Origin of the sequence: Denitratisoma oestradiolicum, assembly GCF_902813185.1 — a bacterium.
GTDB classification, from domain to species: Bacteria; Pseudomonadota; Gammaproteobacteria; order Burkholderiales; family Rhodocyclaceae; genus Denitratisoma; species Denitratisoma oestradiolicum.
In genome coordinates, this window is the sequence record NZ_LR778301.1 from 3,685,620 (window position 1) to 3,699,163 (window position 13,544).

The 13,544-nt window shown below is 62.4% G+C and carries 9 protein-coding genes; 8 read left to right on the plus strand and 1 reads right to left on the minus strand.

The features are described 5' to 3' along the window. The first annotated feature begins 31 nt into the window (after nucleotides 1-31). The gene (locus DENOEST_RS16880; RefSeq protein ID WP_232096530.1) at nucleotides 32-610 is read left to right on the plus strand and encodes an HNH endonuclease; all 579 of its coding nucleotides are present in this window, start codon (nucleotides 32-34) and stop codon (nucleotides 608-610) included. On the opposite strand, the gene DENOEST_RS16885 is transcribed toward DENOEST_RS16880, so the two are convergent. Continuing rightward, entirely contained in the window at nucleotides 525-1,658 is a 1,134-nt protein-coding gene (locus DENOEST_RS16885) for a helix-turn-helix transcriptional regulator (RefSeq protein WP_170228093.1), read from the minus strand. The genes DENOEST_RS16880 and DENOEST_RS16885 overlap by 86 nt on opposite strands. A 237-nt stretch (nucleotides 1,659-1,895) precedes the next feature. Here DENOEST_RS16885 and DENOEST_RS16890 point away from each other — a divergent pair, with 237 nt between their 5' ends. The 7 genes from DENOEST_RS16890 (at nucleotide 1,896) to DENOEST_RS16920 (ending at nucleotide 13,500) form a co-directional block, all read left to right on the plus strand. Beyond that, on the plus strand, nucleotides 1,896-4,286 hold the full coding sequence (locus tag DENOEST_RS16890) for a TonB-dependent receptor (protein ID WP_145769434.1): 2,391 nt from the start codon (nucleotides 1,896-1,898) through the stop codon (nucleotides 4,284-4,286). A 100-nt stretch (nucleotides 4,287-4,386) separates the two neighbouring features. Beyond that, nucleotides 4,387-6,297, plus strand: a complete 1,911-nt coding sequence (locus DENOEST_RS16895) for a DUF3604 domain-containing protein (RefSeq protein WP_197970649.1) — start codon at nucleotides 4,387-4,389, stop codon at nucleotides 6,295-6,297. A 25-nt stretch (nucleotides 6,298-6,322) separates the two neighbouring features. Then, a complete protein-coding gene (locus DENOEST_RS16900) occupies nucleotides 6,323-7,237 on the plus strand; it encodes a peptidyl-prolyl cis-trans isomerase (RefSeq protein ID WP_145769435.1) in 915 nt (304 codons plus the stop codon). Between the two features lie 218 nt (nucleotides 7,238-7,455). Continuing rightward, nucleotides 7,456-8,253, plus strand: a complete 798-nt coding sequence (locus DENOEST_RS16905) for a HupE/UreJ family protein (protein WP_170228094.1) — start codon at nucleotides 7,456-7,458, stop codon at nucleotides 8,251-8,253. 37 nt (nucleotides 8,254-8,290) lie between these two features. After that, complete coding sequence (locus tag DENOEST_RS16910) at nucleotides 8,291-9,058, plus strand: glucose 1-dehydrogenase (RefSeq protein ID WP_145769437.1); 768 nt, start codon at nucleotides 8,291-8,293, stop codon at nucleotides 9,056-9,058. 104 nt (nucleotides 9,059-9,162) lie between these two features. Further along, nucleotides 9,163-11,277 (plus strand): PQQ-dependent dehydrogenase, methanol/ethanol family, encoded by a 2,115-nt coding sequence (locus DENOEST_RS16915; protein ID WP_145769438.1) that lies wholly within the window; start codon nucleotides 9,163-9,165, stop codon nucleotides 11,275-11,277. Between the two features lie 72 nt (nucleotides 11,278-11,349). Then, on the plus strand, nucleotides 11,350-13,500 hold the full coding sequence (locus tag DENOEST_RS16920) for a YgiQ family radical SAM protein (protein ID WP_145769439.1): 2,151 nt from the start codon (nucleotides 11,350-11,352) through the stop codon (nucleotides 13,498-13,500). Nucleotides 13,501-13,544: the final 44 nt, after the last annotated feature.

Sequence of the window (13,544 nt, forward strand, 5' to 3'; positions counted from 1 at the left end):
TGTCTCCTTTCCAGGAACAAGCAAGCCAGCCATGAGCGCCCATCCGCTGATCCTGACGCTGGACCAACACGGAACACCCCATCGCTGGGTGAGCTGGCAGCATGCCTGTTTCTATTACGCCAAGGATCTGGTGGCCTGGGCCATCGGCGCCAACAGCTTCACCATCCACGGCGGCATCAATCGGCTGACCGGCCTGCGCTCGGAAATCTGCGCCAACAGCATCATCGCCATCCGCGGCAAGGCCCTGGTGGGCCGCGCCCTGCGCCCGATCCCGCCCCTGACCAACCGGGAGCTGTTCCACCGGGATCGACACATCTGCGCCTATTGCGGCGAGGAGCTGCCCGGCAGTCGGCTGACCCGGGATCACGTCACGCCGGTCTCCCAGGGCGGGCGGGACACCTGGATGAACGTGGTGGCCGCCTGCAAGGGCTGCAACCAGCACAAGAGCGGCCGCACCCCGGAACAGGCCGGCATGGAACTGCTCTACGCGCCCTATATTCCCAACAAGGCCGAGTATCTGATCCTCAGCAACCGCCAGATACTGGCCGACCAGATGGACTTCCTGGCCCGCCAGCTACCGACCCAAAGCCGCTGGAAGCTTCCCGGCTAGAAGCGGGTGTGCGGTAGTTATCGGGGGGAACGCCAGCCCATGTCTTGAAGGCGCGCCGGAAACCGCTCGCATCGCTGAAGCCCAGCCGCTGGGCCACATCCTCGATCTTGAGCCGCGCTGGCGACGCCAGCAGTTCAACTGCCAGCTTGAGGCGGCAGCGCTCCTTGATCACCTTGAGTGGGCTGTTCTCCTCCTCCAGCCGGCGACGAAAAGTGGTGACGCTGATACTGAAAAGCCCGGCCAATTCCTGCATCGTCGGTATCGCCTCCTCCTTGGCCAAGTGGGCAGAAATGACCTTCTCCACCGCATCGGAGAGCCGCCAGCTCATTGCCGGACTGGGCATCATGTCCAGCGGCAGGGTGCCAAGAATCTCCCGCAACCGCTGATAGTTTCTTACCACCGGATATTTCAGGAAGTCGGCGGGAAAGTGAAAATTGTTGGTGGCTTCACCAAAATGCACAGCTTGATGAAAAACAGCCTCTAACTGCTCGGCATTAATCAGTTCCCCATAGCAAACGCCGAAACGGATCGCCGGTATTTCCCGATTAAGCAGCCAGCCGAAGAATCGGTGAAAAAAAAGCAGTCCGGTCAGGTCCATCAGCAGATTGCCGGAACACTGGTGGGCGCGCAGGGTCCTGATATGGAAAACGGCCTCGGGACCATCCACTTCCAGCGCCAGCTCCGCCCCACGGTTGCCCAACATGACATAGAACTTGATGGCGCGCTGAATGACCTCTTCCAGGGTTTCGCAACTCACCATGCAATAGCACAGCATCTCCACGTCATCCCGTGTCATAGGCGTGACATGGCGCTGCCGATGGCTCAGATAGGAAATCTCCTTGATGCATTCATCAAATATTCTGGTGAATTGGCGAAGCGCGATATTGCGTCCCCGACCATTCCGCAGATCCCGGGCAGGGAATGGCAACTGGCACCGCCCCAGAAGCTCAGTCGAGTTCCCACCGAGCCGGTCAATCTCATCCAGCATGACCACCACGAAATCAACCGGGACTGCCTCGGCGCCCTGATGCATGAATCCAGGGGTCATGATGCCTCCCATAGCCACCTCACTGTTCTCGCAAGCAAGGATGCCCGTTCCACGGATCCCTCTCCTTGGACATTTTCGCTCTACGAATGGACACTTTCTACCCCTCATCCTCCGACAACGCCTGAAACAATGCGTACGTTGAATTATCAATCATTTGTCAGAGAGCGCCCCGTCGCTTGCTGACGATCCCGTGCTGAAGCTTACGCGCAGGGCGTCATAATTTAGGAGGAAACGAGAATGCAAAAAAACCGCAAACTGCCCGTGGTACGCATGTTGTCCCTGCTCGTCGCGGCTGCCTATAGCAGCAGTGGAACAGCAGCAGATACCCTGGAGGAAGTCATCGTCACCGCCCAGAAGCGGGCCGAGAAACTCCAGGACGTGCCCATTTCCATTACCGCCATCAGCGGCGCCCAGCTGGAGAATCGGGGCATCGAAGGCAGCGGCTCCCTGACCGGCCTGGCTCCCAATCTTCAGGTCAACAAGTCCCAGGGCAGCAGCCTGATCTCGCAAGTGTCAATTCGCGGCAGCGCCACCCCTTCGCCAGCCATCTATCAGGAACCGGCGGTGGGCATGTATGTGGACGGGGTCTATATCGCCAAGTCCCAGGGCAGCCTGTTCGAACTGCTGGACCTGGAACGGGTCGAGGTCCTGCGCGGGCCCCAGGGTACCCTCTTCGGTCGCAATACCATGGCCGGCGCCGTCAACTTCGTCACCCGCAAGCCCTCCGGCCAATGGAGCGGCGCTGTCTCCCTCGACGTGGGCAACTACGGCCGCCATGTGGAACGGGTTTCCCTTGATCTGCCAAAGATGGGCATTACCAGCATCAGCCTGGGCTTCCGCAACGAGTATGCCAAGGGCTGGATGAAAAACGATACCGGTGCTGCCCAGGGCAGCACTGACCGCCAAGCCTGGCGACTGGCCGCCAACTTCGACATCAGCCGCGATCTGAAGGTTGATTACAAGTTCGACCACACCGAAGCCGACGAGGAGCAGTATCCGACCACCCTCTACACCCTCCGGGGCAGCGGCAGCCCCAGCCTGCCCGGCGTCACCACCCTGGCCGGCTACGGCCAGCGCTTCGCCAGCTTCCCGGTTCCGGCCCTGGCCGCCATGGGCAACCGCATCATCGGCTACGCCAACACCATGGCCGGCTACATCCCCGGCGATACCCGCCCCGATTCTGTCAGCACCGATCCCGGTGCCCGCACCTATCAGCGCCTCCAGATCGATGGCCATGCCCTCACCGCCGCCTATGAGCTGAATGCCACCAACACCCTCAAGTACATTGGGTCCTTCCGCAAGATGTACTACGGGGACCAGTTGGATCTCGACGGTACGCCGGCCAATCTGATCCTCACCGGTCGTGACACCAACCTGCGCTCCTTCTCCCACGAGTTCCAGTGGATCGGCAACACCGACCGCCTCAACTACGTGGCCGGCTTCTATCTGTTCAAGGAGGACGGCAACACCATCGGCGGCCAGCACATCGACATTACCCCGCCCCCGGCCAACAACAAGTTCGTTGCCTATCGCACCACCTCCGATGCCAAGGCTCTCTACGGCCAGCTCGACTACAAGGCCACCGATGCCCTGACCCTGAGCGCCGGTCTGCGCCGCACCACCGAGGAAAAGACCAACGACGCCAATCAGTGGGCCACCAACGGTTACCGTGGTCCCTTCCTTTCCTCGATCCTGCCGGCGGCCCCCGGCGCCACCTCGATCCAGCCCTGGGTTCATGCCACCGCGTCCTTCAGCGCCACCACCCCCTCCCTGGCGGTGGCCTACAAGATCAACGAGGGCATAAACGTCTATGGCCGCATCGCCAAGGGCTTCAAGAGCGGCGGCTTCTCCGGCGAGGTGCCCAACCTGGCCGGGGTCACCACCCCCTTCAACCCGGAGAAGTCCCACACCGTCGAGTTCGGCATCAAGTCCTCCTTCGCCGATGGCAAGGCCCAGGTAAATGCCTCGGTGTTCCAGAACAAGATCACCGACATGCACGTGGCCCGCCTGCCGCCGGGAACCACTTCCCCCGTTCTCTCCAATGCCGGCAAGGCGACGATGGAAGGCCTGGAGCTGGAAGGCGTCTTCCTGCCCGCCGACGGCTGGAAGATTCAGGGTAGCTACGGCTACCTGAAGACCAAGGCCGAGGAGTTCATGGACTTTCCCTACAACACCACCACGGCAACCCTAGCGGGAGTCAGCACCACAACCCTGATCAACACGGCCGGCAACCGAGTCTTCCCCTATGCACCCAAGCACACCTTCAACCTGAGCGTGGATGGACGTCTGACCAAGACTGCCTGGGGCACCCTGCGGGGCATCGTGGACTACACCTACACGGCCGCCTTCTACGCCTTCTCCAGCAACATCTCCTACAGCGTGGCCAACGCCGGCCAGAGCGGCACCCTGGCCGACATCAACAAGCTGCCGGCCCTGGGACTGGTCAATGCCCGGCTGATGCTGACCAACATTCCCCTGGGCGGTCCGGGCCAGGCTGATGCGTCGATCTGGGTGCGCAATCTGACCAACGAGAAGAAGATGGTCAATGTCATCGACTTCGGCTTCTTCCAGAATGCGTTCTGGACGCCGCCCCGCACCTATGGTGTGTCCTTGAGCTACAAGTGGTAATTGGATTTGGTTGAGCTGACGTTGGGATACCGCTAAGCCCACCCTGAAAAATTCTCGGCCCCACCCCATGGGGCCGTTTCCTTTACGGGAGATCGCAGTCATGAGTTACGGAAAAAGCGCTTTTCTGATTGCCCTGATGATGGCCGGGAAATGGGCCGCCGCGGCCGAACTATCGCCGCCCCCTCAGAAACCGGTACCCGCCGGAAAGCATTACTCACCCTATGTGGGCCAGGACTACCCCACGAATGTCTATTGGGGCGACACCCACGTCCATACCAACATGTCAGCCGACGCCAACATGACCGGCAGCAATACGGTGACGCCGGATGACGCCTATCGCTTCGCCCAGGGACAAACCGTTACCTCCCAGCACGGTCTTAAGGCAAAACTGCGGCGCCCCCTGGATTTTCTGGTGGTTGCCGATCACGCCGAATACATTGGCCTGGTCAACCGGCTGCTGGCCGATGATCCCATTCTGCTGGCGACGGAAGTTGGCAAGCGTTGGAACAAGATGCTCAAGTCGGAGAAGCAGGTGTTCATCGAAAGCGCCCGACAGGCCCGGGGGTTTGCCAAGGAAATGATGGTGGACTCCTTCCTGCCCAACAAGGCCGCGTTCCGAAATCAGGAGTTCGAGCAATCGGTCTGGAACGGGGTAGCCGCCACGGCCGACCGCTTCAATCAGCCGGGGAAATTCACGGCCTTCAGTGGTTACGAATGGACATCCCATCCGGAGATCGACAATCTGCATCGCGTCGTGATCTTCAAGGATGGCTACGACAAGGTCTCCAGGATCACCCCCTTCTCTGCCTTCGACAGCATCCGGCCGGAGGATCTGTGGAAGTTCCTGGCCAATTATGAAAAGACTACGGGCGGCGAGGCCATCGCCATCCCCCACAATTCGAATGCCAGCAATGGCCTGATGTTTTCCTTGCAGGACTCGGATCGGAAGCCCCTCACTCGCGCCTATGCCGAGACCCGCGCCCGCTGGGAGCCCTTGCTCGAGGTCACCCAGATCAAGGGCGACAGCGAGTCTCATCCCAAGCTGTCGCCCAACGACGAGTTCGCTGGGTACGAAACCTGGGACAAGGCGAATCTGCTTTTTCTGAAACTCAAGGAAGACCGGATGCTCAAGCATGAGTATGCCCGTTCCGCTCTCAAGCTCGGACTCCAGGAAGAGCAACGCCTGGGCGTCAATCCCTTCAAGTTCGGGATGATCGGCAGCAGCGACACCCATACCGGACTGGCCGGGGTGGATGAAAACAATTTCTGGGGCAAGGTCGCCGAAAGCGAACCCTCCCCGGACCGCTGGCAGAAATACTTCTTCAAGGGAGAAAAAGCCTCCATGAAGGCCTGGCAACTGGCTTCCTCCGGACTGGCCGCGGTGTGGGCCAACGAGAACACCCGGGACGCCCTGTTTGCTGCCATGAAACGCAAGGAAACCTATGCGACTACCGGCCCACGCATGACGGTGCGCTTTTTTGGCGGCTGGAATTTCACGGCGGATGATGCACGGCGCCCTGACCTGGCCCTGACAGGCTATCAAAGGGGCGTGCCCATGGGCGCTGACCTGACATCGGCACCAAAGAACGTCAAACCCAGCTTCCTGATCCGCGCCGTCAAGGACCCGGATGGCGCCAACCTCGATCGGGTGCAGGTAATCAAGGGCTGGCTGGACCAGGCCGGCAAGACCCATGAGCGGGTCTTCGATGTGGCCCTTTCCGACAAGCGTCGCCTGGGCCGCAACGGCAAGGCTCCCCCGGTGGGGAATACCGTCGACGTCAAGAGTGCGACTTACACCAACACCATCGGCGACCCTGAGCTGGCCGTGGTGTGGATCGATCCGCAGTTCGATCCCCGGGAGCGGGCCTTCTACTACGTGCGGGTCCTGGAAATCCCGACGCCGCGCTGGCCGGCCTATGACGCCAAGGCATTCAACGTGAAGATGGACAAGGAAGTAAGCATGATCACCCAGGAGCGGGCCTACACCTCGCCGATCTGGTATCTCCCATGACATCCTGCTCGGGGGAAAGTAAGCGATGAACTTCTTGCGCCGACTGTGCCGTGAACCGCTGCTCTGGTTCGTCCTGCTCGCCATTCCCCTGTTCTTGATCGGCAAGCAGGCCCGCGAGGCTCCTGCCACCATTTACGTGGGCCGGGAAAACCTCGTTGATTTCATCAAGAACAACACCAACAGCCAGTCCATCGCCGAGGAGGTCGAGGAAGGGGATATCGCGGCACGCCTGGATGGCTTGCCGGGGGCGGCGTTGAACACTCTGGTGGCCGATTACGTCACGGAGGAGGCCTTGTACCGGGAAGCCAAATCCCTTGGCCTGGATAAGAAGGACTATGCGCTGCGGCGACGCCTGATCCAGCAATACGATGCAGTGATTCGCGGGCTGATAACGCCCATCGAACCCCGGCCGGACGAAGCCGCAATCGCGCAATACTTCCGGGATCATCCGGAAAAATACTACCGGGAACCGACCACCACCTTCGCTCATGTCTATTTCAACGCCGAGACCCGGGGTGCGCAGCAGGCCCTGTTGGATGCGGAGCGCCTGCGGGACCGCCTTAACCACGAGTTCCTGCCGCCGGAACGTGGGGTATTGCTCGGCGATCGCTTCCTCTATCACAGCCAGTACGTGGATCGGGCCCGGGACCTGATCGCCAGTCATTTCGGCGAGGAATTTGCCGCTCATACTGCCGCTTTGGCGCCGGATGCCAACAGGTGGCAGGGCCCCTTCCGCTCCGCCTACGGTTATCACCTGCTGCTGGTCCGTGCCCAGGTGGTGGGCCGCAATCCGACGCTGGCGGAAGTGCGCGCCGAGGTCGAGCAGGATGCCCGAGCAGCGGCAGTCGAGAAGAGCATAGCGGCGGCCAAGGCTCAGGTGGTCAAGGCCTACAAGGTTGAGCTTGAGGATTCCTTGCACCGGATATTGAAGGGAAGCTGAGCATCATGCGTTTCTGGTTGCTTCTACTCCTGACACTGGGTTCTCCCCTCTTGTCGGCTCATGAAATGCCGTCTCTTTTCGTCGGTGTGAAGGAAATTGCTCCTCGGGTCTACGAGGCGCATTGGCGGATTCCTTCTGGACTCGGTGTGCCGGATGGCAATGCCGTGAGCCTCGGTCCTGGCTGCGAACGACAAGCTCCTCCCGCTTACGTTACGAGCATGGCATTACGCCTGTCCTGCCCAGATGGCATTGCAGGAAAAATCCTGCGTCTGCACCTTCCGACCGGTACACCGGCTGTTTCCACCATGATTGCTGTGGAGAACCGATCGGGTCAGCGTCAGGTCAATATCCTGTCGCCCGGCGAGATGCTCTGGCAGATACCAGAGGAAGAGTCCCTGGGCAACATTGCCCTCAACTACGCAAAACTCGGCATTACCCACATCTGGGCGGGAATGGACCATCTGCTGTTCGTCTGCTGCCTGGTCATGCTCGCCGGCAGTTTCAGACGACTGCTGATCACGATATCGGGTTTCACGATCGCCCACTCCGTCACCCTGGCCCTCTCCACCCTGCAGCTGGTGAATCTGCCCATCGCCTCGGTGGAAGCGGCCATTGCCCTCAGCGTGGTGTTCCTCGCCCTGGAGATCGCCCGAGGACCTGGCAACACGCTGGCCTGGCGCTACCCCCTGTTGGCAGCCAGCCTGTTCGGCCTGCTGCATGGTTTCGGCTTTGCGGCCGTATTGCAGGAAATCGGCCTGCCGCCGATGGCACTGGCGACCGGACTGCTGTTCTTCAACCTCGGAGTGGAAGTTGGCCAGGTGCTTTTCGTGGCAGCGCTCCTGCTTGTGATCATGCTCATCGAAAAATCCATCACACGCTTGCGCGGAACCGCAAGTCTGCGCCTTGCCGGATACCTGAATCCCAGCGCCCCTATCTGCGTCGCGACCTCCTATCTGGTGGGAGCCCTGGCGTTGTCCTGGTTTGCGGAACGTCTACAGATATTGCTGTCGACATAAGCAGCTTAAGCAATTACTCATCACAAGGAATAAATGAATGGGAAGGGTACAGGGCAAGATTGCACTGGTGACCGGTGCGGCCAGCGGGCTGGGAGAGGCCATTGCGCTCCTGCTGGCACAGGAGGGGGCCACCGTGGCGGTTGCGGACATTGCCCAACAGGCCGGCCTGGCCGTCGTGGCCAAGATTCAGGAAACAGGGGGCGATGCATTTTTTGTCCCCCTGGATGTCACCCGGGATGCCGATTGGGCTGCAGCTATGGAAACTGTGCTGGCGCGCAAAGGCAAGCTGAACGTGCTGGTCAATAACGCCGGCATTGCCCCATCGGGGGACATGGAAATGAACTTCGATCTCTGGCGCAAGGTCCATGCCGTCAATCTGGACGGTGCCTTCCTCGGCACACAGCACGCAATCCGCCTGATGCGGCAGTCCGGTGAGCGCTGCTCCATCGTCAATGTCTCGTCGGTAATGGCGATGGTTGCACAGCCGACCACAGTGGCCTATTCCGCCAGCAAGGCCGGAGTGCGTGGACTAACGAAGGCGGCGGCGATGTATTGCGCAGCGGAGAAGTTGCCTATCCGGGTCAACTCGGTACACCCGGAAACCTGTGTCACCCCTCTGGTACAGGCCTACTACGACAGCCAGCCTCCCGCTGTATTGCAGGCTCAGATCGACCGTCATCCCATCGGTCATCTGGGTGAAGCGCTGGACGTAGCGTATGGCGTGCTCTATCTGGCATCGGATGAATCCAAGTTCGTGCTGGGTAATGAGCTGGTGATCGATGGAGGACTGCTGGCAAGCGACTGATCGCCGCTTTCATGGTGGGGCAGCGCACTCCCCGCCACAAACCAGGGAAACTCATGCATCATCCGCTGCCATTGCATGACAAGAAGAAGCGACGACACACCATCATGAAGCCCCCTTCTCGCATTTGGCTGTCCTACCTATGTTTCGCTGGTACGCTGATCGCCAGCCTAGTCCAGGCCACCGAAGTCGACAACACCCTGCTCACCCGGGACCCCGGTGGTGCCCACTGGGCCGGCTACAGCCGCAGCTTCGACGAGCAGCGCTACAGCCCCCTGACGCAGATCAACGCCAGCAACGTCAAGCGCCTGGGACTGGCCTGGACCCTGGAGCTGAACAATATCGGCAATGTCTCCACCGCGCCCCTGGCGGTGGATGGCGTCATTTATTTCGCAGCGGGGCTGAGCGTGGTGCATGCGGTGGATGCCCGTACCGGCAAGCTGTTATGGCGCCACGATCCTGACGTGGCCAAAGTCGCCGGCGAGAAACTGCGCGAGGCCTGGGGCATCCGGGGACTGGCCTTCTGGAAGGGCAAGGTCTATGCGGGCACCCAGGACGGCCGCCTGATCGCCCTCGACGCCAGCAATGGCAGACTGCTCTGGAGCGTGATGACCGTGGGCAAGGACGACCAGCGCTACATCACCGGCGCCCCCCGGGTCTTCAATGGCAAGGTGATCATCGGCCACGGCGGCGCCGACTTCGGCCCGGTCCGCGGCTACGTCACCGCCTACGACGCCGAGACCGGCAAGCAGCGCTGGCGCTTTCACACCGTCCCCGGCAACCCGGCCGACGGCTTCGAGAACAAGGCCATGGAAATGGCCGCCCAGACCTGGACCGGCGAGTGGTGGAAGCACGGCGGTGGCGGCACCGTCTGGAATGCCATGACCTACGACCCGGAGTTCAACCGCATCTATCTGGGCACCGGCAACGGCGCCCCCTGGAACCAGAAGATCCGCAGCCCCGACGGCGGCGACAACCTGTTCCTCTGCTCCGTCGTCGCCCTGGACGCCGACACCGGCGAGTATGTCTGGCACTACCAGACCAATCCCGGCGAGACCTGGGACTACAACTCGGCCATGGACATGGTGCTGGCGGACCTGACGATCGAGGGCAAGCCGAGGAAGGTGATGCTGCACGCACCGAAGAACGGCTTCTTCTACGTGATCGACCGGAAAACCGGCAAGCTGATCTCTGCCGAGAAAATCGTCAAGGTCACCTGGGCCGAGAGGATAGACCTCGCCACCGGCCGGCCAGTGGAAACCCCCAACGCCCGCTACCAGAATGGCGAGACCACCATCTGGCCCAGCGGCATGGGCGCCCACAACTGGCCCCCCATGTCCTTCAATCCGGACACCGGGCTGGTGTATATCCCGGTACGGGAACTGCCGGGTTATTACAACGACAAGGGCATCGACTTCAAGAACTGGCGGCATGAAAGCGGCCCCCACTTCAGCACTGGCGTCAATCCTATCAACAACATTGACCCGCCCCCCGACGCCGGCACCTCGGCCCTGCTGGCCTGGGACCCGGTCCAGCAACGGGAGGTCTGGCGCATGCCAACGCCGGGTATTTTCAATGGCGGCACCCTGACCAGCGCCGGTGGCCTGGTATTCCAGGGCGACGCGGCCGGCCGGTTCACCGCCCACGACGCCCGCAACGGTAAGGTGCTCTGGTCCTTCAATCTCGGTGTAGGCACCATCGCCCCGCCGATCACCTACACCGCCGGCGGCAAGCAATACGTCTCTGTCCTGGCCGGCTGGACCGGCCTGATCCAGGCCCTGGGCTCCCTCACCGCCCAGCATGGCTGGGTCGGCCGGGAACATCCGCGCCGCCTGCTGACCTTCGCCCTGGACGGCAAGGCCAAACTGCCCAGATCGGCGCCCCCCAAGCGGCCCGTGCCCCTGGATGATCCCGGCCTGGCCCTGGACGACACCAAGATCACCCAGGGCAGGGAAATCTATAGCGACCGTTGCGTCACCTGCCACGGACCGGCCGCAGTGGCCGGTGGCTATGCCCCGGACCTGCGGGCCTCGCCGGTGGCCCTGGCCTTGGACGCCCTCGACGGCGTGGTGCGCCAGGGGGCGCTGCTGCAACGAGGCATGCCCCAATTCTCCGAGATATCCCGGGGCGAGCTGGACGCCCTGCGCCACTATCTTCGCGCCCGGGCGCGGGAAGATCTGGGCAATAAAACCGCCACCGGCCCGGGACCATCAGTCCGCTGAAACCCCTTTATTGACGAGGACTTACGCAAATTGTGCTGGGGCCGTGAGGGGCTGCGGCGGTAAAATGCCGCCATGAACGCTCCCGCCCTTTCCGCCACCCCCAAGCCCCTCACCGCCTACCGCCCCCACTGGGCCAGGCGCTTCGGCATTGCCCCCTTCCTGCCCATGTCCCGGGCCGAGATGGAGCAACTGGGCTGGGACGCCTGCGACATCATCCTGGTCACCGGCGACGCCTACATCGACCACCCCAGCTTCGGCATGGCCCTGGTGGGCCGGCTGCTGGAGGCTCAGGGGTTCCGGGTGGGCATCATCAGCCAGCCCGACTGGCATGCGGCGGAGGACTTCCGCCGCCTGGGCAAGCCCAATCTGTTCTTCGGCATCACCGCGGGCAACATGGATTCCATGGTCAACCGCTACACCGCCGACAGGAAGCTCCGTTCCGACGACGCCTACACCGCCAACGCCGAGCCCAACAAACGCCCGGACCGGGCGGTGATCGTCTATGCCCAGCGGGCCCGGGAAGCCTTTCCCGAGGCGGCCATCGTCATCGGCAGCATCGAGGCGTCCTTGCGCCGCATCGCCCATTACGACTACTGGTCGGACAAGGTGCGGCGCTCCATCCTGCCCGACAGCAAGGCCGATCTGCTGCTGTTCGGCAACGCCGAGCGGGCCCTGGTGGAACTGGCTCACCGCCTGGCCCGGAGCGAGGCCATCGAAACCATTCGCGACCTGCGGGGCAGCGCCTTCATGGTGCCGCGGGGCTGGAAGCCCGATCCCGAATGGGAGGAGGTGGATTCCACCACCGTGGACAGCCCGGGCCGGGTGGACAAGCATCCCGATCCCTATGTCATGGACCCGGTCCAAACCGTTCCGGCCGGCGGCGACAGCATCCAGCCCATACGCCTGATGTCCGCCGCCGAGCGGGTCGCCGTTCGCAAGGCCGCCCGCAGCCACCAGGTAGTGCGCCTGCCCTCCTACGACCGGGTGGCCGAGGACCCGGTGCGCTACGCCCACGCCAGCCGCACCTTTCACCTGGAGTCCAACCCCGGCAACGCCCGTGCTTTGGTGCAGGGCCACGGCGACCGGGACCTGTGGCTCAACCCGCCGCCGATTCCGCTCACCACGGCGGAGATGGACCACGTCTACGGCCTGCCCTACGCCCGCCGGCCCCACCCGGCCTATGGCGAGGCGAAGATCCCGGCCTGGGAGATGATCCGTTTTTCCATCAACATCATGCGGGGCTGCTTCGGCGGCTGCACCTTCTGCTCCATCACCGAGCACGAGGGTCGCATCATCCAGAGCCGTTCGGAGGAATCCATCCTCCACGAGATCGAGGAAATCCGCGACAAGACGCCAGGCTTCACCGGCGTCATCTCCGACCTGGGCGGGCCCACCGCCAACATGTATCGCATGGCCTGCAAGGACAAGAAGATCGAGGAAAACTGCCGCCGCCTATCCTGCGTCTATCCTGGTATCTGCGAAAACCTGGGCACCGACCACGGCCCCCTGATCCAGCTCTATCGCAAGGCGCGCCATCTGCCCGGCGTGAAGAAGATCCTGATCGGCTCCGGCCTGCGCTACGACCTGGCGGTGCGCTCCCCGGAATACGTCAAGGAACTGGTCAGCCACCATGTGGGCGGCTATCTGAAGATCGCCCCGGAGCACACCGAGGAAGGCCCCCTGTCGAAGATGATGAAGCCGGGCATGGGCGCCTACGACAGGTTCAAGCAGATGTTCGAGAAGGCCTCCAGGGAAGCGGGCAAGGAGCAGTACCTGATCCCCTACTTCATTGCCGCCCACCCCGGCACCACCGACCAGGACATGCTGGAACTGGCCCTCTGGCTCAAGCGCAACGACTTCCGACTGGACCAGGTGCAGACCTTCCTGCCCACCCCCCTGGCCCTGGCCTCGGCCATGTGGCACACGGGCAGGAATCCCCTGAAAAAGGTAACCCGTGAATCCGAGACCGTCTCCGTGGTCAAGGGCGAGCGCCAGCGCCGCCTGCACAAGGCCTTCCTGCGCTACCACGACCCGGCCAACTGGCCCCTGCTGCGGGAAGCCCTGAAGGCCATGGGCCGGGCCGATCTGATCGGCAACGGCAAGAAACATCTGATCCCGGGCTGGCAGCCCCAGGACAAGGGCGCACCGACCAAACACACGCCACGCCCCACGACCAGCCCCAAGCCCAGGTCGGAAACCCGCCGCCGCGTCATGGGACGTTGAACCTACACATCGGCGGCTACGCTAAACTGTTTCTGCCTACAAGC